Annotated in this window: 20 protein-coding genes; 12 read left to right on the forward strand and 8 right to left on the reverse strand. The window is 55.9% G+C overall.

The window, feature by feature from the left end; genetic code table 11:
• The first annotated feature begins 286 nt into the window (after positions 1-286).
• The 4 genes from ACB028_RS09425 (at position 287) to fabA (ending at position 5,132) form a co-directional block, all read left to right on the forward strand.
• Positions 287-748, forward strand: coding sequence for a DUF2158 domain-containing protein (locus ACB028_RS09425; protein WP_223377678.1), 462 nt, complete (start codon positions 287-289; stop codon positions 746-748).
• 584 nt (positions 749-1,332) lie between these two features.
• Positions 1,333-2,349, forward strand: a complete 1,017-nt coding sequence (locus ACB028_RS09430) for an acyltransferase (RefSeq protein ID WP_223377680.1) — start codon at positions 1,333-1,335, stop codon at positions 2,347-2,349.
• A 168-nt stretch (positions 2,350-2,517) separates the two neighbouring features.
• A complete protein-coding gene (locus tag ACB028_RS09435; RefSeq protein ID WP_371144137.1) occupies positions 2,518-4,494 on the forward strand; it encodes a Lon protease family protein in 1,977 nt (658 codons plus the stop codon).
• 98 nt (positions 4,495-4,592) lie between these two features.
• On the forward strand, positions 4,593-5,132 hold the full coding sequence (gene fabA, locus ACB028_RS09440; RefSeq protein WP_197460150.1) for a 3-hydroxyacyl-[acyl-carrier-protein] dehydratase FabA: 540 nt from the start codon (positions 4,593-4,595) through the stop codon (positions 5,130-5,132).
• Positions 5,133-5,213: 81 nt separating this feature from the next.
• On the opposite strand, the gene rmf is transcribed toward fabA, so the two are convergent.
• The 6 genes from rmf to ACB028_RS09470 form a co-directional block, all read right to left on the reverse strand.
• Entirely contained in the window at positions 5,214-5,393 is a 180-nt protein-coding gene (gene rmf / locus ACB028_RS09445; protein ID WP_185378225.1) for a ribosome modulation factor, read from the reverse strand.
• 158 nt (positions 5,394-5,551) lie between these two features.
• On the reverse strand, positions 5,552-7,459 hold the full coding sequence (locus tag ACB028_RS09450; RefSeq protein WP_371144138.1) for an ABC transporter ATP-binding protein: 1,908 nt from the start codon (positions 7,457-7,459) through the stop codon (positions 5,552-5,554).
• 72 nt (positions 7,460-7,531) lie between these two features.
• Complete coding sequence (locus ACB028_RS09455; RefSeq protein ID WP_371144139.1) at positions 7,532-7,762, reverse strand: glutaredoxin family protein; 231 nt, start codon at positions 7,760-7,762, stop codon at positions 7,532-7,534.
• Positions 7,762-9,930, reverse strand: coding sequence for a bifunctional 23S rRNA (guanine(2069)-N(7))-methyltransferase RlmK/23S rRNA (guanine(2445)-N(2))-methyltransferase RlmL (gene rlmKL / locus ACB028_RS09460; protein WP_371144140.1), 2,169 nt, complete (start codon positions 9,928-9,930; stop codon positions 7,762-7,764). Before rlmKL ends, ACB028_RS09455 begins: the two co-directional genes overlap by 1 nt.
• A 137-nt stretch (positions 9,931-10,067) precedes the next feature.
• Entirely contained in the window at positions 10,068-10,193 is a 126-nt protein-coding gene (ykgO, locus tag ACB028_RS09465) for a type B 50S ribosomal protein L36 (RefSeq protein WP_005336596.1), read from the reverse strand.
• Position 10,194: 1 nt separating this feature from the next.
• Positions 10,195-10,458, reverse strand: coding sequence for a type B 50S ribosomal protein L31 (locus tag ACB028_RS09470; protein ID WP_042069372.1), 264 nt, complete (start codon positions 10,456-10,458; stop codon positions 10,195-10,197).
• A 217-nt stretch (positions 10,459-10,675) separates the two neighbouring features.
• Here ACB028_RS09470 and ACB028_RS09475 point away from each other — a divergent pair, with 217 nt between their 5' ends.
• Genes ACB028_RS09475 through ACB028_RS09510 form a run of 8 tightly spaced genes read left to right on the forward strand, consistent with a single transcriptional unit; the run spans position 10,676 to position 18,950 of the window.
• On the forward strand, positions 10,676-11,050 hold the full coding sequence (locus ACB028_RS09475; RefSeq protein WP_371144141.1) for a response regulator: 375 nt from the start codon (positions 10,676-10,678) through the stop codon (positions 11,048-11,050).
• Between the two features lie 13 nt (positions 11,051-11,063).
• Positions 11,064-11,384: a lipid asymmetry maintenance protein MlaB gene (locus ACB028_RS09480; protein WP_371144142.1), complete on the forward strand. Its 321-nt coding sequence runs from the start codon at positions 11,064-11,066 to the stop codon at positions 11,382-11,384.
• A complete protein-coding gene (locus ACB028_RS09485) occupies positions 11,368-13,539 on the forward strand; it encodes a chemotaxis protein CheA (RefSeq protein WP_224212374.1) in 2,172 nt (723 codons plus the stop codon). Before ACB028_RS09480 ends, ACB028_RS09485 begins: the two co-directional genes overlap by 17 nt.
• 25 nt (positions 13,540-13,564) lie before the next feature.
• Positions 13,565-15,241, forward strand: a complete 1,677-nt coding sequence (locus tag ACB028_RS09490) for a methyl-accepting chemotaxis protein (RefSeq protein ID WP_371144143.1) — start codon at positions 13,565-13,567, stop codon at positions 15,239-15,241.
• Positions 15,242-15,251: 10 nt separating this feature from the next.
• Entirely contained in the window at positions 15,252-15,785 is a 534-nt protein-coding gene (locus tag ACB028_RS09495; protein ID WP_082037491.1) for a chemotaxis protein CheW, read from the forward strand.
• A complete protein-coding gene (locus tag ACB028_RS09500; RefSeq protein WP_042069366.1) occupies positions 15,785-16,645 on the forward strand; it encodes a protein-glutamate O-methyltransferase CheR in 861 nt (286 codons plus the stop codon). Before ACB028_RS09495 ends, ACB028_RS09500 begins: the two co-directional genes overlap by 1 nt.
• The gene (locus ACB028_RS09505) at positions 16,642-17,721 is read left to right on the forward strand and encodes a chemotaxis response regulator protein-glutamate methylesterase (RefSeq protein ID WP_371144144.1); all 1,080 of its coding nucleotides are present in this window, start codon (positions 16,642-16,644) and stop codon (positions 17,719-17,721) included. Before ACB028_RS09500 ends, ACB028_RS09505 begins: the two co-directional genes overlap by 4 nt.
• A 14-nt stretch (positions 17,722-17,735) precedes the next feature.
• Positions 17,736-18,950: an EAL domain-containing protein gene (locus tag ACB028_RS09510; RefSeq protein WP_026456956.1), complete on the forward strand. Its 1,215-nt coding sequence runs from the start codon at positions 17,736-17,738 to the stop codon at positions 18,948-18,950.
• A gap of 132 nt (positions 18,951-19,082) precedes the next feature.
• On the opposite strand, the gene ACB028_RS09515 is transcribed toward ACB028_RS09510, so the two are convergent.
• On the reverse strand, positions 19,083-19,619 hold the full coding sequence (locus ACB028_RS09515; protein WP_371144171.1) for a cell division protein ZapC: 537 nt from the start codon (positions 19,617-19,619) through the stop codon (positions 19,083-19,085).
• An 88-nt stretch (positions 19,620-19,707) separates the two neighbouring features.
• A complete protein-coding gene (gene pyrD / locus ACB028_RS09520; protein ID WP_225632415.1) occupies positions 19,708-20,718 on the reverse strand; it encodes a quinone-dependent dihydroorotate dehydrogenase in 1,011 nt (336 codons plus the stop codon).
• Between the last annotated feature and the right edge of the window lie 65 nt (positions 20,719-20,783).

The following is a 20,783-nucleotide window of genomic DNA, read 5'->3' on the forward strand; positions in this document are numbered from 1 at the left end:
GAAGTTGGGTTGGAAGAGGCGTCTCGGGTTGTCAAACAAGATGGCCGGCTAACATTTCGTTATCGTCCGATTAAAGGGCATGCTCATATCGAAGAAACGGATAAATTCGGCCAATTGAATTTCTCAAATAATGCCGATAACCCCATTTATCGGCATCGATGACAGCAGCTAACATGTTGACATCATTAAATAAATCCATGTCAATACGTATCTATTGGATTCTGTGTTTGGTACGATCTTTTTAGCTAGCCAGTGTGGTTAGCCCTGTCTAAAGGATCATTTACCAATGAGCGAACGAATCGATTTGATTGCCCCAGGTCAACTGGTTGTATTGCGTAGTGGTAGCTTTGATATGACCATTGATGGTGTTGATCAGGAAAGACAACTAGCCACATGTGTATGGTTTTGTCCTGCTTCAGAACGCGTTCAGATAGAACAGTTTGCAGTGCATTCGCTTAGCCGAGTTGGCAGTGAACCGGACACTCAACAGCGCGAATATTTTGCATTTGGTGAGATAGTTCAGTTGCAAAGTGGCGGCCCATTGATGACGGTTACAACTATTGACGATTCTTGCGGAAGAGAGCCTTCTGTTGGTTGTATTTGGCTTGATCCTTTACAACGTCAATTGACTTCTTTGTATGCCGAGTTTCATCCGGCATCCCTTGCTAAAGCAGGTGATTTTAGTGAAGAGAGAGCCCATCTTGCGTGGGTTCCTTGGGAAAAGGCTCGTGATTCATGGAAGAGTTGAGCATCAGGGGCCTCCGGCCCCTTCGTTCTATCTATAAGCCTGATTGCGCATAATGTATATTATGTTAAATGATATATAGAGATGAACTCCCAGTATCCCTATTACAGCTTGTTTGCTTAGCCAGCCAGTCTCGTTCGTATCGAGTGACACACCGAGCCTGATTACTGCGTAAACCCATGACGCGCCGCATGACTGGGTGCATTTCATTGACGCTGGCCTAGGTGTACCGTTTTCGAACTGACGAGAAAATGGGTGCTACGGTACTGCAAGCTTTTGCTTGTTGCCGTGTATTTTCTACCGCAAACGGGATGACTATGGGTAACCGGTGCAAGTCCATTCCTGCTGGCTCTTCTGCAACTGTGGCTTGTCACCCGTCATCCCAGAACCCGACTTTATGTTCCCCTGCACGCTGTGATGGCCGATTCAGGCGTGCACCATTTCGACGATCTCTACTCCGTCGAGCCCTCCATTTTCTCTTCTTGCTCTTATCACACGCCAAGTCAGTCCAATCATGCGGCCAATGGGCACAGGATGATGACATTTGGCCTTCACCCATATCACATCCCCCATAAACAGGAACAGAAATGCAGCAGCGTGTCTTTTTCTTCAGTTTATTGCGAGTGATGGCCGCTGTTGCGGTGATCGCCATCCATGTAGTCGCCACCTATTGCGACTCGCTCGGCACGATACCGTTTAATCAATGGGTGACCGCAGTTGCCATCAACGGCGCGAGCCGTTGGGCCGTGCCCATATTTATTCTGATTAGCGGCGCGCTGATGCTAAGCGATCGGCGCCCATTTGATCTTCGCTACTATGTGCGGCGTCGACTGGGGAAAGTAGTTATCCCGTTTGTCGTATGGTCGCTGTTCTATGCATGGTTATCGGGATGGAGCACCAGTGGCTTTGAGGGCGGCACGGCCTGGCAAACCCTGCTCGCCAGCCCGCAAGAGGCAACTTATTACCATCTCGGATTTTTCTATTATTTCATCCCGCTTTATCTAGTGATCCCGTTTCTGCAATGGGGCGTCAAGCGCTGGGGTGATCCCCTCCTCTACTGGTTGGTTGTGCCGTGGCTCATCACAACGACCCTGTTCCTGCTTGGTGTTGATGGGCTATGGAGCAACGATTTGTGGCTGTTTTCCGGGTATTTGCCACTGGGTTATCTGTTGTACCACAAGTGGCCGAGCAACCGATGGAGCCTGCTGCTTTTGACACTGTCCGGATTGGGGGCTCTCTATCTCACTGTCAGTGAAGTGGTCGCATTAAGTCTTGCCCAGGGCGAGTACAGCGTGGGGCTATGGTTTTCCTACAAGACCCTCAATGTCGTGGTGATCGCCAGCATGATATTTGTCCTGGCACGAACCTGGGCCACCAGATTGCCCTTGTCTTGGCAGCAAGGCGTGAACGTCATCAGTCAACACAGTCTGGGTATCTATCTACTACACCCTATCTTCCTGTGGCCGCTAAAAAACTACACCATGCTGCAAGAAGGCAACCCTGTATGGGCGATCCCGCTATGGGTCACCCTAAGCGGTGTGGCCTCCTTGTTGACAAGCTGGATGGTATCACGTCATCGCAGCACCCGCTGGCTGTTGCCATAGCCTTCGAGCACGGTGCCAAGATCTGAATTTTGCGCCTAAAAATCAATTGCATACCCTAATGCAGCAGGAAACAAGGAGCCTATAAACAGGCTCCTTGTTTCCTGTCACCACTAGTTGAACTGTGTATAATGGCAACAATTGATCCTATTTTTCGACCGGATGTCTTAAGTGGCTGAATTAACATCAGAACAACTAAAACCCGCTTTTGCAATTGAACAGTTTTCCATGCTCAGTGAGCTTGAACCCATCCCCTTTGCGGCTCTGCAACCCAGAGCCATTTCGGCGGTCAAACGGTTGGCCAGTTTCGATGGTGATTGCCCGGTCATGCTGCTCAACGGCTTTCCCGGTGCCGATTATGAAGGGGTCTGCCAGACGCTGATTGCCGATTCCAACGGCAAGGATGGCGACCTGTTCGATCTCTGCTATACCGAAAACCTCAACAACCCGTTCAAGCCCATCTGGCTGCGGCTGCAACCAGGAACCGGCATCGAATTCTGTGAGATGGTGGGTGAACTGCTCAAGTTGATGAGCCACCATCTGGACGCCGAGCGTCTGGTGACCCGCATCATGCGCAAGCAGAACAACGATCCCAAGATTGATGACTTCCTGACCGATCTCGCCGCTCACGTCGCCCTGGGGCTGGAGTTCCAGCATCCCGTGCTGATCAATTTGCTGATCCATCACGAAGATCAGCAGGCGCCGATCATTTACGGGCGGGATCTCAACTGGGATACCCTGTTCGGTTCCATCAACTACCAGACCGAGCAGGGCTCCGTCTATGCCAACCAGCATCTGCTGGAACCTGGTCTGCTGCGCCAGGCCAATGGTGGTTATCTCATCCTGCAGCTGGACGAGTTGCTCGATCAGCCTCACCTCTGGTTCAAGCTGAAAAATGCCATGCAAAAAGGCGAGCTGGACTGGATTGCCTATCAGGAAGGCAAAACCCTGACCCCCTTCTTCACCCCGGAAGCGACCCCGCTCAAGCTCAAGCTGATCCTGGTAGGGGATCGCCTCGATGTGGCGGAATTCCAGATGCTGGACCGGGACATGTCGGAGCGTATCTTCCTGCGCGCCGATCTGGTTTCCGAGGTCAATATCGAGGAGCAACTGCCCGAATTCTTGCAATATCTGGCCTGGCTGCGCCAGCGCTGGAACCTGCTGGATTTCACTCCGGCCGCCCTCGCCGCCATTTGTCGTCATGCCAGCCGCCTGTGCGATCATCAGGAGTGGCTCTCCCTGTCCGAGATACAGCTCTCCGCCATCATGCGCATGTCGGACAGCCTGGCTCGGGAGCTGGAGTCGGAAGTAGTCACCGATGCCCATATTCGCGGCGCGCTGGAGGAACAGGATTACCGCCTCAACTACCTGGTTGAACAATCAGATCAAGGGGTTATCGATGGCCAGATCCTGTTGCAAACCGATGGCGAAGAGATAGGCCAGATCAACGGCCTCTCCGTCATCCAGGTCTCGGGCCACCCGTATGATTTCGGTGAACCGGTGCGCCTCACCGCCACAGTGCATCTGGGGGATGGCGATGTGGCGGATATCGAGCGCAAGGCTGAACTGGCCGGCCATATCCATGCCAAGGCGATGATGATCATCCACGGTTATCTCTCCAACAAATTTGGTGCCGAGAACCCCTCGCCGCTGTCGGCCAATCTGGTGTTCGAGCAGTCCTATCACGAGATTGACGGCGACAGCGCCTCTCTCACCGGTCTGTGCGCCCTGCTCTCTGCCCTCGCCCGCCAGCCCATCTACCAACACTTCGCGGTGACCGGCGCCGTCGATCAGTTTGGCAATGTGCAGGCGGTGGGGGGCGTCAACGAGAAGATCGAAGGTTTCTTCCGGGTGTGCCAGATCCACGGTCTCACCGGCAAACAAGGGATCATTCTGCCGGGCACCAATACCCAGCAGCTGAACCTCTCCGATGAAGTGATAGCCGCAGTGGAAGCAGGCCAATTCCATATCCATCCGGTGGATCATGTGGAGGAGGCCATCGAGCTGCTGACAGGGTGCGTGGCCGGCGAGCCGGATATGCCGGATACCCTGTTTGGCCGCATTCAGGAGCGGTTGGATGAATTGAATGGCACCAGCGTCAAGCCCACCGGGCTGCGCTCCCTGCTGGCACGGCTGCTGGACAGGTAATGAAGTGATCGGAGTTGTTTAGCGCACAACTGTACGCTAAATTGGCCCCGCTTTGACCCACTTGAAGGATATACAGCGTGACCCCAGACAATACCACCATGGAAGCCCGCCTTTCTCTGTGCGAACAGGGCAAAGAGTCTTTTACTCGTGAAGAGCTGCTCGCTTGCAGCCGTGGCGAATTATTTGGTGAGGGTAACAGTCAGCTGCCCGCCCCCAACATGTTGATGATGGATCGCATCGTCAAGATCAACGACCACGGCGGTGAGCATGGCAAGGGCGAGATCCTGGCAGAGCTCGACATTACGCCGGATCTCTGGTTCTTCGACTGCCACTTCCCGGGGGATCCCGTGATGCCTGGTTGCCTGGGCCTGGATGCCATGTGGCAGTTGGTCGGCTTCTTCCTCGGCTGGAAAGGCGGCCCGGGCAAGGGCCGTGCGCTGGGTGTGGGTGAAGTGAAGTTCACTGGCCAGATCCTGCCGACCGCCAAGAAAGTGACCTACAAGATCACCTTCAAGCGCGTGATCAACCGCAAGCTGGTGATGGGTATCGCCGATGGCGTGGTCGAGGTGGATGGTCGTCCGATCTACAGCGCAACCGACCTGAAAGTGGGCCTGTTCAAGGACACCACCGCATTCTGATCTGCAAAAACAGATGATGAACTGCAACGCAAAGGGGCCTCGATGGCCCCTTTCCTTTTGTCATGAGTGATGAAGTACCGGTTACTTCATGAAGAGGCCTGAGCCCCGCCCTTCCATGGCTTCACGCCAACCTCCAAGCCAGTGCCCGCGGGCATCCAGGCATTGATACGGACACGCTTCTTTCTGTTTGCCGACAACGCCAGCCTGATAACCACGAGCACGAGCTCTCTCCAGACGGTCCCGTTTCTGTCTCTTCATCATCTACGACCCTCTTCGTGGAACAAAAAAAGCGACCAATTTTCCATCGGTCGCTTTCATCTTTACCCCAGTGAACAGGGCCGGTCAAACAAAAACTGCCAGACTAACCGCCCTGTGTGACACAAGACACTGAACTGGATTAAGTTTTAATTACAGGGAACTTACTCCTGATTTTTGAGTCCTTCCAGCTCTTCCCAACGGGCAAACGCCTCTTCCAGTGCCGCCTCTGCCGCATTCAGGGCATCCAGTTTCGGCTGGGTTTGATCGCTAGGCAGGGAGAAGAATCCGGGCTGGTTGATCTCCCCTTGCAGGGCCTCCAGCTCCGCTTCCAGCTGCTCGAGACGAGCGGGCAAACCATCCAGCTCCAGCTGCAATTTGTAGGAGAGCTTCTTGCTCTTCTTCGGCGTTTCACTCACCGCCACGGGCTCGGGGGCCTTGCTCGGGGTGCTTTTGGCCTGTTGTGCCGCCTGTTGCTGGGCCCGGGTGGCCATCATGTCGGCATAGCCACCAACATAGTCGCTGATGCGGCCGTCCCCTTCAAACAGCCAGCAGCCGGTGACTGTGTTGTCAATAAAGCGACGATCGTGACTCACCAGCAGCAGGGTGCCGGGGTAGTCCGCCAGCAGCTCTTCGAGTAACTCCAAGGTCTCGACGTCGAGATCGTTGGTCGGTTCATCGAGGATCAGCAGGTTGCTGGGCTTGAGGAACAGCTTGGCCAGTAGCAGCCGGTTCTTCTCGCCACCGGAGAGCGCTTTGACCGGCGTGCGGGCCCGTTTGGGCTCAAACAGGAAGTCCTGCAGGTAACCCAGAATATGGCGAGAGCGGCCGCGCACCATCACCTCCTGCTTGCCCTCCCCCACGTTGTCCACCACCGTCTTCTCGGGATCGAGCTGCTCGCGGTACTGGTCAAAATAGGCCACTTCCAGGTTGGTGCCCTGGCGCACCGAACCGCGCGTGGCGTCGATCTGGCCGAGCAGCAGCTTGATCAGTGTGGACTTGCCGCATCCGTTGGGGCCGACCAGGGCAATCTTGTCGCCACGCAGCACCTGCAGATCCAGCCCCTGGAACAGGGTGCGATCCCCAAAATCGAGACCCAGCCCTTCGGCTTCAAACACCAGCTTGCCGGAGCGTCCCGCCTCGTCCAGTTGCAGCTTGGCCTTGCCCTGCAGCTCGCGGCGCTGGGTGCGCTCCATGCGCATCGCCTTGAGGGCGCGCACGCGGCCTTCGTTGCGGGTCCGGCGCGCCTTGATCCCCTGGCGCACCCACACCTCTTCCTGGGCCAGCTTGCGGTCGAATTCGGCGTTTTTCAGCTCTTCGACCCGCAGCCACTCCTCCTTGCCCTGCAAGTACTCGTCGTAGTTGCCGGGCCAGGAGGTGATCACGCCGCGATCGAGATCGATGATCCGGGTCGCCAGCTTGTGAATGAACTCACGGTCGTGGGAGATAAAGACGATGGCGCCACGGAAATCTTTCAGAAACTCTTCCAGCCAGTTGATGGCTTCGATGTCCAGGTGGTTGGTCGGCTCGTCCAAGAGCAGCAGATCAGGATCGCACGCCAGCGCCCGGGCCAGTGCCACCTTGCGCAGCCAGCCGCCGGAGAGGCTGTCGAGAGTCACATCCGGATTGAGCCCAAGCAGGGTGAGCACCTGATTGATACGGGTCTCGTACTGCCAGCCATTCTGGTAGTCGAGCTGCTCCTGCAGCTGGCTCATCTTGCGGATGTTGGTATCGGAGGGATCGCTCGCCAGCGCCATGGAAACATGGTGATACTGCTTGAGCAGCTCCCCCACCCCGGCCAGCCCTTCGGCGGCATAGTCGAAAACGGTCAGTTCGCTGGAAGCTGGCGGATCCTGCTCGAGACGGGTTACTTTCAAGTCTTGCTGCAACACCAGACGACCGTCATCGAGAGGAAGTTCACCGGCAATGACCTTCATCAGGGTGGATTTGCCCGCCCCGTTGCGGCCCACCAGACAGAGGCGCTCGCCTCGCTCTATGGTCAGTTCGGCCTTGTCGAGCAATGGAAAATCACTGAACGACAGACAGCCGCCGTGCAATGTCAAAAGAGCCATGTTCGTTCCTTATTTCATATGAAAAAACGGGCGACAGACTGAGCCTGCCCCCGTTTTATCGTCACATCAAACTCACCCCTGACGCGCGAGCCAGCCCTGCAACTCCACCAGGGTGAATGGCCAACCCAGCTCGCGGCCAGTCTCATCGCACAGGACCGGAATGCGCACCCGATAGGCATTGAGCCAGGTTGCATCATCCATGATGTCGCACTGGCGGGTCTGGGCGGCGATACCCGCCTGCTCCACCAGCGCCCAAGCCTGTTCGCACAGGTGGCAGCCGTCGGTGTGAAACAGGGTCAGCATCAGCCTTGCGCCTCGGCATGGGTGATGATCCAGCAGTTATGGATATGCTGGTTGCGCTCGAAATCCTTCGGCCGGGTCTTGCCGGTGATGTTCTGGGCCTTGAGGCCGATGGCCTCGAGACCGGCCAGATCCATCTTGAAGTGGCGCTTGTTGTTGGAGAAGACCAGGGTGCCATCGGCGGCCAGCAGGCGTTTGAGGTGCTGCATCAGCAGCAGGTGGTCACGCTGCACATCGAAACTCTCGTCCATCCGCTTGGAGTTGGAGAAGGTAGGCGGATCGATAAAGATGAGATCGAACTGTTCGTCCGCCTCGGAGAGCCACTTCAGGCAGTCCGCCTGCACGAACTTGTGTTCGCGACCCACCAGCGAGTTGAGGCGCATGTTGTCCTGCGCCCAGTTCAGGTAGGTGCGCGACATATCCACCGTGGTGGTTTCGCTGGCGCCGCCCAAGCCCGCGTGCACGGTGGCACTGCCGGTGTAGGCAAAGAGGTTCAGGAAGCGCTTGCCACGGGCCATCTCGCCCAGCATGCGGCGGGTCTGACGGTGATCGAGGAACAGACCAGTATCCAGATAGTCGTAGAGGTTGACCCAGAGGCGTGCACCGTACTCCTGTACCTCTATCCGGTGCTGTTCTTCACCGAGTTTCTGGTACTGCTGCTTGCCCTCCTGACGCTCGCGCACCTTCAGGATCACCTTCTCGCCATCCATGCCGGTCACCTTGATGGCGGCCTGAACCATGTCGAGCAGACGCTGACGGGTCTTCTGGGCGGGGATGTCCTTGGGCGCCGCGTACTCCTGCACCACCAGATAGTCCTGATAGCGGTCGATGGCGGCGTTGTACTCCGGCAGGTCCGCGTCATACAGACGGTAACAGTCGAGGTTCTCTTTCTTCGCCCACTTCTCAAGGGCCTTCAGATTCTTGCGCAGACGGTTGGCAAAGTCCTGCGCCACCTCTTTTTGGGAGGCCACGGAGTCCAGTGCGATCTGGTAGTTGCGCAGCTGACACTCGAGCGCCCCGTTGAACAGACGATACTGCTTGTCGGCGCGCAGGCGCAGACAGCTCAAGAGCTCGGGGGATGCAGAAAGGATCGAGACTTTCCACCCCTGGAAGCTGCGACGCAGGGCATCGCCAAGAGCCTGATGCACTTCCAGCAGAGCCGGGAACTCACCAAGACGCTCGCCATAGGGCGGGTTGGAGATCAGCATGCCGACCTGACGGGTCTCCCCTTCCGCCGTCATCGGCAACGGATTTTCAAGGGCAGTGACATCAGCCTGTTTGAAGGTGATGAGATGGGCCACACCGGCGGCCTTGGCATTGTCGCGGGCTTTGAGCAGCACGCGGGAGTCGGCATCGCAACCAAACATCTTGGTTTCGCAGCGCTGAATGCCACGCTTGGCACGTACCTGAGCTTCCATCATCAGGCTCTGCCACAGTTCGCTATCGTGTTGCAGCCAGCGATCGAACCCGAAGCGCTCGCGGCGCAGGGCCGGTGCCATGTCGGCGGCGATAAAGGCAGCTTCCACCAGCAGCGTACCGGAGCCACACATGGGGTCCATCATGGGCTCACCGGCCCAGCCGCTACGGGCAATCATGGCCGCGGCCAGGTTCTCTTTGAGCGGAGCCTCACCGGTGCCCTGACGATAGAAGCGCTGGTGCAGCGCGGGGCCTGACAAGTCCAGCGTGATATTGGCCTTGCCCTTGCCCAGATGGGCCATGATGCGAATGTCCGGGGATTTCTTATCCACGTCCGGGCGCACATGACCACGCTTGGTGAAGCGATCGACGATGGCGTCCTTGATCTTGAGCGCGCCGTACTGGGTGTTGCGAATGGAGGCATTGGTACCGGTGAAATCCACCGCTATGGTGGCGGTGCCGGAGAAGTGCTCTTCCCAGGGAATGGTATGGGCGCCCAGATAGAGGTCCAGATCGTCGTTCATCTGGAACTCGGAGAGCACCAGCACGATGCGGGAGGCAAAACGGCTCCACAGACAGGCCTTGTAACCGATGGCCAGCTCGCCGCAGAAATGGACGCCGGCCACGGTCTCGCGGACCTGCTCTGCACCCAGATTGGTCAGCTCGACGGCCAACAGGTTTTCCAGCCCCTTGGGGCAGGTTGCAAAAAATTCTTTCATCACGCTCACGGGGAAGCCATAAAAATAGTGCCGCATTATACCTCATAGAGCGGCATGGAGCATGTAAAAGTCGGGAAAAACAGCGGGATGGCAGACGGGAAAATGGCCATTTGAAAACCGAGAAGACCCCTGTCCACTCGAAATGGGATCAGGGGCCCAAAGTTATGAGGGTATCACTTCATGCGAGCCTTGAAGCGAGGATTGCTTTTGCAAATGACGAACAACTTGCCCCGCCGACGGACCAGCTGGCAATCGGGATGACGCGCTCGCGCAGATTTCAATGAACAAACGACCTGCATGTCAGGACTCCTTCTTGCCGGCGAAAGCACCAAAGCGTTTATTGAATCTGGCCACACTGCCCTCTGCCGAGACCTGTTTCTGCTTGCCGGTGTAGAAAGAGTGCGACTGGCTGGAGACATCCAGCGCAACGTAGGGGTACTCCTTGCCATCTTTCCAGATGTAGCGACGGTCGCTCGTGATGGTCGAACCTACCAGAAAGAAGGCATCAGCCGCTGTGTCGTGAAACAGTACCTGACGATATTGGGGGTGGATGTGAGGTTTCATTACCGCTCCTTTTGTTATGTTATAACAAATCATAAATGAGACTTAGTCTCATTTCAACAGGAACACGAAACACATCATCCATTCACCAGGCATGACGACAACAAACCGAATACAACTAAACACACTGGTGCTATCACATTAAAAAATCACCGACTCAGGGTTATTGAACAACAATTATTAAGTCGCAAATCAATACCTTCATCATGAAAGAGCAGATATGCCTATGACCAAAACCGTCCTCGTGGTGGATGACTCCGCAAGCATCAGGGCAACCATCACCATGACACTGGAAAACGCCGGGTTTTCTGTGCTTGAGGCCGATGATGGTCACGAAGCGATGGCTCGCCTTGAGCAGCAGCGTGTGCACCTCATCATTTCGGATCTCAACATGCCTGGCATGGATGGCATGACTCTGCTCCGACAGGTCAAGGCACAAGAGGCAACTCGCTACCTCCCCTTCATCATGCTGACAACGGAAAACTCGCAGCAAATACGCCAGGAAGGATTCGAGGCTGGCGCCAGGATCTGGTTGACCAAGCCATTTGAACCACTGGCGTTGCTCGATCACATCTACAAGGTGGTGCAACCATGAAAGGGAAGAAGGCATGAGCTTCGAACTTGATATCCTGCACACCCCTACGCTGGCCACCCTGACTGGTGAACTCACCATCATGACGTTGGAGGATCTGCAAGACGACTTGTTCAGCATGCTCAATTTTACCTCTTCCATACTGGATTTGAGTCAACTGGAGGAACTGGATGGATGCGGTGCCCAGCTCATCGGATTGCTGCAACAGGAGGCCCACCAGCAAGGCAAACAACTGCAGATAAGACTGGCAGAAGAGAGTCTGGCGCTATTGGTCTTGAAACAGCTGGGCTTTCTGCCCTTGCTGAACATTGCGGAGACCGATGATGGATGTCAATAAGGCGCGAGCCCTGTTTTTTGAAGAGGCCTATGAGCAGTGTGACAACCTTGAACATGCCCTGCTCGATCGACAAACCTATCCGGATAATGCGGATACCTACAACCTGATGTTTCGCGCCGCCCATACCATAAAGGGATCGGCGGGCATGCTGGGGATGACCATGCTGGTTCGCTTCACCCATGCCATGGAGAACATGTTGACGCGTTTGCGCAGCGGCGAGCTCAGGCTGGATGAACATCTCATCAACCTGCTACTTGCTTGTAATGACCAGCTGCGCGACCTGCTACAAGGGGCCGAACACAATCCCGAGCTGCCACAGAACGAAACCCAGCAGATCCTGGCACTGCTTTCCCAATTGCAGGGACATCAGAACCTGCCTACCGAACCACCTACTCTGCCCGCCCCGATTGCGGCGGCAGAGCAAGACTTGCGCAGATGGCATCTCTCCCTGCGCTTCTACCCGGCTCTCTATCAGGATGGGTTCGATCTGCTGGCATTTATCCGCTATCTCGGCAATCTCGGACAAATCGACTTCATTGAGCCAGTCTGGCATGAGTGGCCCCCCTTGCAGCTGCTCGATCCGACCGAGTGCTTCCTGGGTTACGAGATTGGCCTGCGCAGTGCCGAGTCCCCCGAACGCATACGCAGCACCTTCGATTTCGTAGCCCATGCCAGCATCATTGCCCTGTTAACGCCCCATCAGGATCTGGCGGCATTTGCCAAAGAGGGGGAGCGGCTGGCCAAGTGGCGCAATGAACCCCTCGAAAACCAGCTGGCGCGCTGGGAAGCAGCCGATGCCCTGACCCGTGAAGAGGTGATTGCCATCTCGGATGGCCTGCCTCTCCAGACACCGCCAATGGCGGTGCAGCCCGGCCCTGACACCTCCCTTGCCTCCACGGCAAGCGACAACCAGCCGCTTGCCGAAGCACCTGCCGTAGCCAAACCGCAACCTCTGCGCGGTGAAGGGCATTACATCCGCATTGAAGCCGCCAAACTGGACCGCTTGATCAACCGGGTAGGCGAACTGGTGATCGCCACCTCCAGCACGACGCTGGAGGCCAAACAGTCAGGTTTGCCCGAGTTGATCGAGTCGGTAGCCACCGTCAACACCCTGGTCGAGGGGATCAGGGATGATGCCCTTGCCCTGCGCATGGTCCCCATCAATGAAATATTCAACCGCTTCCCGCGCCTGGTGCATGAGCTCTCCCAGCAAACCGGCAAGGAACTCGCCCTGCGCATCAACAATGCGGAGACCAATATCGATAAATCCATGGTGGAGAAGCTGACCGACCCACTGATGCATCTGGTGCGCAATGCCGCCGACCATGGCATCGAAGCAGAAGAAAACCGTCTCAGTGCCGGCAAAGCGCCCCGGGGGGTGATCACCCTGAACGCGTTTCACGATGCCGGCGCCGTTGTCGTGGAGGTCAGTGACGATGGTCGCGGCATCGATCGCAACAAGATACTGGCCAAGGCGCAGACCCTGGGCATGCTTCAGGAAGGCAGCGCATTGAGCGAACAGGAGATATTCCAGTTCCTGTTTCAACCCGGTTTTTCGACGGCATCCGGCATCAGCGATATCTCGGGCCGTGGTGTCGGTCTGGATGTGGTCAAACGCAATCTGGAGTCCCTGCGTGGAGAGATCAGTATCGAAAGCCAGCCAGGGGCAGGCACCACGTTTCGCCTGAGGCTGCCATTGACGCTGGCCATCATCGACGGTTTTCGTATCGAAGTGGCTCACTCGTCACTGGTGATCCCGCTGGACATGATGGTCGAGTGCATCGAATTGCCATCGGATGCCCTCGCAACTCCGGCACGCCAGCTCAATATCCGCGGACAGTGGGTCCCCTTTATCGTGCTGCGCGAGCTGTTTGGTCTCGCACCGGCAAGCGAGCCCGAATTTGTGGTGATGGTCGACTATGCGGACAACCGCGCCGGTATCGTGGTGGATCGGCTGATCGGGGAAGTACAGGCCGTGATCAAACCGCTGGGCGAGCTGTTCAAATCTCTGCGTTATGTCAGCGGCTCCACCATTTTGGGTAATGGCCAACCGGCTCTCATTCTGGATGTCCCGCAACTGGTCGGATTGGCCAGACGCAGAGAACATCAAGTCATTCATCAACACAATGACGCCTTGTTAAACATCAGGCATTGAGTATCTACGTTAGGGAGTCAATACCATGGACTGGTTCCACAACTTGCAGGTCAGAACAAAACTGGTGCTGTCATTTTCCACCCTGATGTTGTTGTTGGTGGGATTGAGCGCCATCAGTTACAACACCACCAATACCATGATGCACCTGATCGACGGCATGTATGCAGACCGGTTGTTGCCTATCAAGGATCTCGCCAACGCCAGAAGATATGCGATTTACCACAACCGCGCGCTCTATCGTTACTTTGGAGAGATTGATACCGAATCAAAAGAAGAGGCATTGGCCAACTTAAACAAATTCGAACAGGCAATGCAGGATTCCATGGCACAGTATCGCAAAAGCAAACTCGACCCGCAGGAAGTCGAACAGCTCTCCCACTTCAATGCAACATGGACGACGTACAAGAGGTATGCGGCCGATATTCTTCGACTGACCCAACTTTCCAATACGGATGGACAGGCAGAGCGGGATGCATTGCGATTGATGAGCGATAAAGGTCGTCCCGCATTCGATGACGTTGATGCAATGCTGACCAAACTGGTGGAGATCAATTCAGAGCTTGCCTCCCGTTCACTCGAAGAGAGCCGCAGTGGCTATCATGACAATCTCAAGCTACTCATCGCGATTTCAGGGACGGCCCTCCTGGTTTGTCTGACCTTGGCACTGCTGGTCACTCGCAGTATCTTGCGCCAGCTCGGCGGTGACCCCTCTTACACGGTGCAAATTGTTGCCAGGGTGGCTGAGGGCGATCTCTCAACCCCGGTCAAATTAAGCCCCGATGATACCAGCAGCCTGCTCTACGCCATCAAGAGCATGGCCCATCGCCTCTCCGATACCCTCAGCGAAGTGGGTGCCATGTCACAGGCCATAGGATCAGCCTCAGAACAGGTCTCCGCCACGGCAAACTCCCTTTCCCAGACCTCATCGGAACTTGCTTCCAGCGTGGAGCAAACCAGTGCCTCCGTCGAAGAGATGACAGCAACGGTGAGCCAGAATGCCGACAACGCCAAGGTGACAGAAAACATCTCCACCAAGGCGGCCAGCAGCGCTACCGAAAGCGGCCGGGCGGTAGGCGAAATGGTGCATGCCATGAAAGAGATTGCCTCGCGTATTACGGTGATCAACGACATCGCCAACAAGACCGACTTGCTGGCCATCAATGCCGCCATTGAAGCAGCCCGGGCCGGTGAGCACGGCAAAGGATTTGCTACCGTCGCGGCTGAAGTGCGCAAGCTGGCCGAGCGCTCGCAAAACGCGGCCAAGGAGATCGGGGAATTGGCCAGCCGTTCGGTCGGTGTGGCCGAGCAGGCGGGGATCCTGCTGCGCGAAATGTTGCCCGGTATCGAGCAGACCGCCACCCTGGTGCAGGAGATGGCCTCCGCCTCTCGCGAGCAGCGGGCCAACGTCTCCCAGATCAATATCGCCGTCACCCAGATAAGCGATGGCATGCAGGCGTCGGCAGCCTCCGCCGAAGAACTGAGTTCCACTTCGGAGGAGCTCAGTGCAACGGCCCAGCAACTGCAAGAATTGATGCAACAATTTATCTTGCGAAGCGGTTACCGTCAGCCAAGCTATCCCTTGCACGGCACTTACCATGCACCTGGCCGGATGAGCCGCAAAGTGAACCCGCTGGATCTGACGCACTTTCATGAAGCGATGCAGGATCGCGAACCAGAAGATGGCAAGTTCACCAACTACTAGGAGTCCATCTATGTGCGCAACGCTTGCCCAGGACGCCGAAGCATCTCATTTTCATTGCGTGACCTTCATGCTCGGGGGGGAACTGTACGGCGTCGATATCGGCTGCATTCGCGAGATCATCGAGTTCGAGGGGGTGACTCCGGTGCCCATGATGCCGCGCTTTGTCAGGGGGATCATCAATCTACGGGGGGCCGTGGTGCCGGTCATTGATCTCTCTATCCGATTTGGGCGGGGCCAGACCGAGCTGCAGTCCACCAGCTGCGTGGCCATCTTGTCGCTACCCACCAGCAGTGGCGGTACCCAGGAAATCGGTATGCTGCTCGACGCGGTATGCGAAGTACTCGAGATAGCCACAGAGGCCATCGAACCGGCCCCAACCTTTGGCACCCAGATCAGGGGGGACTTCATTCGTGGCGTGGTTACCATCGACCAACGCTTTGCCATCTTGCTCGATATGCCCAAGGCGCTCTCCATCAGCGAACTGAGCGTCATGGCGGAAGCCGCCACCAACCAGCTGTTCAATGCGGGAGCGGGAGAGTGCTGATGGTCCCTCCCCCCGGCACTCCGGGATCAGGTCCTAATCCTACCTTGAGCCAGCAGGAGTTCGAGCTGTTTCGCCGCTTTATTCTGGCGTCCGCCGGTATTGATCTTGCGCCGAGCAAACGGGCGCTGGTGCAATCCAGACTGGCCAAACGCTTGCGAACGCTCCACCTGGGCAGCTACCGCGCCTATTGGGAGCGGATCAATCAACCGCAGGCCCGTCAGGAGCGACAGATCGCCATCAATCTGCTCTCCACCAACGAGACCTATTTTTTTCGTGAAATGCCGCACTTCGGTTGGCTGAAGCACTACGCAGAGCAACGCCTGGCAGAAGATCCCGCCCCGCTGCGCGTCTGGTCTGCCGCCTGCTCTACCGGCGAGGAGGCCTACTCCGCCGCCATGGTGCTGGCAGAACAGCTGGGGATCAATGAGCGCTGGGACATCCACGCCACCGATATCAACACCCGGGTCATTCCCTTTGCCCAGCGCGCCATCTATACCGTCGAACGGGCCAGGCATGTCCCTCCCCATCTGTGGCTGCGCTATTTTCAGCGTGGCCACGACGAGTACGAAGGCAAGATCCGGGTCAAGCCGGAGCTGGCCAGGAAAGTCTCGTTTTCGAACCTGAACCTGCTCGGATGTCGCGATTTCATCGAGCGGGACTTTGACGTGATTTTTTTGCGAAACGTGCTCATCTATTTCAATGAAGCGACCAAGGTTCATGTTTTGTCACAGTTGTGTGAACTGCTCAAACCGGGTGGTTATCTGCTCATCGGGCATTCGGAGACTATCCGTCAACCGGATCTTCCGCTGGTGCAGGAAGCCACCTCTCGCTATCGCTGCCAATTCACCCGGGACGAATGATGACAATCAAAGTGATGATCGTGGATGACTCTGCGCTGGTGCGCGAAGTGTTGACCCAGATGCTGGGCAAGGCGCCCGATATCGAGGTCATGGGGGCCGCGTTCGATCCCATCTTTGCCATGCGACAGATGAACAAGGTCTGGCCTGACGTCATCATTCTGGATCTCGAAATGCCCAGGATGGATGGCTTGACGTTTCTCAAGAAGATCATGGCCGAGCGGCCGACCCCGGTCATCATCTGCTCGTCGCTGACTGCTGAGGGGGCCAGCATCACTCTGGAGGCCCTCTCTGCCGGAGCCATTGCCATTGTGACCAAGCCCGGAGTAGGAATTAAAGATTTCCTGCAACAGGGGGCCAATGATCTGATCCAGGAGATCCGCTGTGCGGCCCATGCAAAGTTGCGCAATCTCAATCCAGCCAGCAACAAGAGTGGCGGCACCATCGCGGTTCCTCCGAAAAATACCGCCGATGCCGTGCTCTCTGCCCCTGCGGAACACTCCAGGTTTCGCACCACAGACAAGATCATTGCCATCGGCACCTCGACGGGAGGCACCCAGGCGCTGGAGTATCTGCTGACCCGCTTGCCTGCTTCCTGCCCCGGGATCGCCATCGTGCAGCATATGCCGGCACGGTTCACGGCCTCCTTTGCCGAGCGGCTAAACCATCATTCACAGTTGGAGGTCAGAGAAGCCGTGACAGGAGATCGCCTGCTGCCCGGCGTGGCCCTGATAGCGCCAGGGGGCAAGCACCTGTTAATCCAGCGCAGTGGCAACCAGTATCTGGCGGAGGTGAAAGAAGGTCCCCCCGTCTCCCGTCACTGCCCCTCTGTGGATGTCTTGTTTCGCTCTGTCGCCGTGAGCGCGGGCCAGAATGCTACCGGCGTCATCATGACCGGCATGGGTGATGACGGAGCAAGGGGCATGAGAGAGCTGCGCGATGCGGGCGCACGAACCATCGCCCAGGATGAAGCAAGTTGCGTGGTATTTGGTATGCCTAAAGAGGCGATAGCTCATGGTGGGGTGGATCAGGTGATGTCACTCATGCAGATAGCCCAAACCCTCACATTGTCAGATTAACTAGGGGATCAACTATGCCATTAGTGCAATGGAAGGGCCGCTGTGCCCTGGTGGTCGATGACTCTCGCACCCAGCAGTATGAGGTGACCTGCTTGCTTCAGGAGCTGGGCTTTGGCCAGATCCATGTTGCCAGCGACGGTCAGGATGCCCTGAACAAGCTGCGACAGATAGACCATGTGGACCTGCTGCTGACCGACCTCAACATGCCGGGCATGGATGGGGTCGAGCTCATCGGCCATTTGGAAAAAGACACCAACTACCAGATGTTTATCGCCGTAATGAGTGCGGTCGAACGGGATGTACTGGACGTCATTCACTCCATCGCCGATGCCGGCACCCTTGAGGTGATCGGCGTGCTGGCCAAACCACTCAAGAAAAACGACTTGCGCAATATGTTGCGACATTGCGACCCCCAGGTACGACGGGAAAGCAACAAATGGATGCAGCTATCGTTCACCGCAGAGGATGTCCGACAAGCGCTGAACAGTGGTCAACTTGTGCCGTTTTTACAACCCAAGGTCACCATGGTGGACTCGCGGCTGTTTGGTTTCGAAGCGCTGGTGCGCTGGCGTCATCCCGAGCATGGCTTACTCCCTCCGATCTGCTTCGTGCATCATCTGGAAGAAGGCCCCCTGGCGCTGGACTTCTTCTATCGCTTTTTACATGACACCTGTGCGGCGCTGCGCAATATGACAGTCCTGCCTGATGATCTCAGTTGCTCGGTGAACCTGCCCGTTTCCCTGTTGCTTACCGACAAGCTGGTCGACAACATGGTCGCGATTGCTCAGGAACATCAACTCTCCTGTCAAACCCTCATCATTGAGGTTACTGAAACCACCTTCATGTCGAATATTGCCATGTCGCTCGGCACCCTGGCACGCTTGCGGTTGCGCGGTTTTGGCATTGCCATGGACGATTACGGCACCGGTTATTCATCCATGAAGCAACTATCTCGCTGCCCCTTCACCGAAATCAAAATAGATAAGGAGTTTGTTCACGATGCCCACACCAGTCCCAAGAAGCTGGCAATATTGACGTCCGCCATCGTGATGAGTCAGAAACTGGGGTTAAAAACCGTCGCAGAAGGGGTGGAAAATCAGGAAGATTGGCAGCAACTGGCCTTGCTTGGGTGCGAATTGGCGCAAGGCTATTACATCAGTCGCCCATTACCCATCGATCAGGTTGAAAACTGGTATCTCGAATGGCAGGAAAAATCCAGCAAGTCATAACACGACACGGCATGAAGAGTATCGCAGCATATCTGCAATAGAGAGATGAAAGATCACGGTTGAACACGGCTAGCTAACAGTGTCATTAAATAGCCACCTGGGGCTATTTAATGACACCGCACAATAATACCTTCAACTAACCTGACGGTATTGCTCCGTCATAACGACACGGGGAACCATACGGTTATGCATGACCTTGATCACCCCAAAACGGGGCAATTGCTTGCTGGTAGTCAATATCAAATCATCGGTCAAATTCAGACAGACGCTGGCCTGTTCCCCTGCTTCGATGACCATGAACTCGCCACGTCCGTGAGGTGTACACATCCAGACCAAATCACCATTTATTGGCCAGATGGTTGAATGTTGTTCGTTGAAAAACCAGCTTTGCGGCATCAGGGGTTTATAAAATCGACTGACGGCGATGGCATTGAGTACCAGTTGTACCTGATGAGGAATACTCCACTGCAGTTCGGCAGCTTTATCCATCAGCTGATAATAAAGTGCAGCATCATCGACACAAAAAGGCTGAGTCGTGAATGCATTGGGTACCAATTGCCGCCCCTTATATTCGGTGGCAAATAACATGTTATCAGACAGCTCCAACATCAGACGGTCATTCTGAGCATCGTAGTGCCATTGCCAGCTATCGGTCGGTTGGATAAACATGTGGGAGCCCTTCTTGATATTGCATCTGATGACTTTATTCCATGTAGATAAAATCGGCAACGTCAAATAAAGGGCTCCAGGTTATTTCTTATATATTTTCGACGATTTCTTTAACCAGCCCCGGGCCTTTATAAATAAAACCGCTATAAATTTGCACCAGGCTGGCACCGGCTGCCAGCTTTTCACGGGCGGCCATGGCACTGTCCACCCCCCCTACCCCAATGATGGGCAGGGCGCCATCGAGAGCCTTTGCCAAGTGGCGGATCACCTCAGTGCTCTTGTGCTGCAATGGGCGACCGCTGAGACCACCTGCTTCACCAGCATGGGGCATGTCATAGATCATTCCCCGCTCCAGGGTGGTATTGGTCGCGATAACGCCATCGATGCCATTGCGAACCAGAGAAGCAGCAACCTGATCTATTTCATCAAGACTCAAATCTGGGGCAATTTTTACAGCCAGCGGCACATACTTCTTATATTTGGCCGCCAGCTCCTGCTGGCGAGCCTTGAGAGCAGCCAGCAATTCATCGAGCGCCTCGCCATATTGCAATTGGCGCAACCCCGGGGTATTGGGCGAGGAGATATTGACGGCAATATAACCGGCATGGTCATAAACCTTGTCCATACAGAACAGGTAATCATCCTTGCCCTGCTCAATGGGGGTATCTTTGTTCTTGCCGATATTAATGCCGATCACCCCCTGATATTTCGCCTCTTTGACTCTGGCGACCAGATGGTCAACACCCTTGTTGTTGAAACCCATGCGGTTGATGATCCCCTCTGCCGGAATAACCCGGAACAAGCGGGGTTTGTCATTGCCGCTCTGGGGTTTGGGGGTGACTGTGCCTACCTCGATAAAGCCAAATCCCATGGCTCCCAACGCATCAATGCACTCCCCATCTTTATCCAGACCTGCCGCCAATCCCACCGGATTGGCAAAAGAAAGCCCCATGACGGTGACGGGGCGTTTCGGCAAATTCTGACGGAAGAAACAATCGAGTGGCGTACCGAGAAGGCGGGGCAAATATTTCATGGAGAGATCGTGTGCCTGTTCCGGATTGAGCTTGAACAGGAAATGCCTGGCGATGGGGTACAACATCTTTGCTCCTTAAAAAAAGCCCCGGCAACTGGCCGGGGCTTTGGGTGTTATGCCGGTGTTATGCC

It is taken from the genome of Aeromonas sp. S9(2024), from assembly GCF_041403185.1.
Lineage (GTDB): Bacteria > Pseudomonadota > Gammaproteobacteria > Enterobacterales > Aeromonadaceae > Aeromonas > Aeromonas enteropelogenes.

Bases quoted from the DNA above. Each gene is read 5' to 3' on its own strand.
- ACB028_RS09425 (WP_223377678.1), top strand. From the start codon at position 287: ATGAGCGAACGAATCGATTTGATTGCCCCAGGTCAACTGGTTGTATTG.
- ACB028_RS09430 (WP_223377680.1), top strand. From the start codon at position 1,333: ATGCAGCAGCGTGTCTTTTTCTTCAGTTTATTGCGAGTGATGGCCGCT.
- fabA (WP_197460150.1), top strand. From the start codon at position 4,593: ATGGAAGCCCGCCTTTCTCTGTGCGAACAGGGCAAAGAGTCTTTTACT.
- rmf (WP_185378225.1), bottom strand. From the start codon at position 5,393: ATGATGAAGAGACAGAAACGGGACCGTCTGGAGAGAGCTCGTGCTCGT.
- ACB028_RS09450 (WP_371144138.1), bottom strand. From the start codon at position 7,459: ATGGCTCTTTTGACATTGCACGGCGGCTGTCTGTCGTTCAGTGATTTT.
- ACB028_RS09455 (WP_371144139.1), bottom strand. From the start codon at position 7,762: ATGCTGACCCTGTTTCACACCGACGGCTGCCACCTGTGCGAACAGGCT.
- rlmKL (WP_371144140.1), bottom strand. From the start codon at position 9,930: ATGCGGCACTATTTTTATGGCTTCCCCGTGAGCGTGATGAAAGAATTT.
- ykgO (WP_005336596.1), bottom strand. From the start codon at position 10,193: ATGCAGGTCGTTTGTTCATTGAAATCTGCGCGAGCGCGTCATCCCGAT.
- ACB028_RS09470 (WP_042069372.1), bottom strand. From the start codon at position 10,458: ATGAAACCTCACATCCACCCCCAATATCGTCAGGTACTGTTTCACGAC.
- ACB028_RS09475 (WP_371144141.1), top strand. From the start codon at position 10,676: ATGCCTATGACCAAAACCGTCCTCGTGGTGGATGACTCCGCAAGCATC.
- ACB028_RS09480 (WP_371144142.1), top strand. From the start codon at position 11,064: ATGAGCTTCGAACTTGATATCCTGCACACCCCTACGCTGGCCACCCTG.
- ACB028_RS09485 (WP_224212374.1), top strand. From the start codon at position 11,368: ATGATGGATGTCAATAAGGCGCGAGCCCTGTTTTTTGAAGAGGCCTAT.
- ACB028_RS09490 (WP_371144143.1), top strand. From the start codon at position 13,565: ATGGACTGGTTCCACAACTTGCAGGTCAGAACAAAACTGGTGCTGTCA.
- ACB028_RS09495 (WP_082037491.1), top strand. From the start codon at position 15,252: ATGTGCGCAACGCTTGCCCAGGACGCCGAAGCATCTCATTTTCATTGC.
- ACB028_RS09500 (WP_042069366.1), top strand. From the start codon at position 15,785: ATGGTCCCTCCCCCCGGCACTCCGGGATCAGGTCCTAATCCTACCTTG.
- ACB028_RS09505 (WP_371144144.1), top strand. From the start codon at position 16,642: ATGATGACAATCAAAGTGATGATCGTGGATGACTCTGCGCTGGTGCGC.
- ACB028_RS09510 (WP_026456956.1), top strand. From the start codon at position 17,736: ATGCCATTAGTGCAATGGAAGGGCCGCTGTGCCCTGGTGGTCGATGAC.
- ACB028_RS09515 (WP_371144171.1), bottom strand. From the start codon at position 19,619: ATGTTTATCCAACCGACCGATAGCTGGCAATGGCACTACGATGCTCAG.
- pyrD (WP_225632415.1), bottom strand. From the start codon at position 20,718: ATGTTGTACCCCATCGCCAGGCATTTCCTGTTCAAGCTCAATCCGGAA.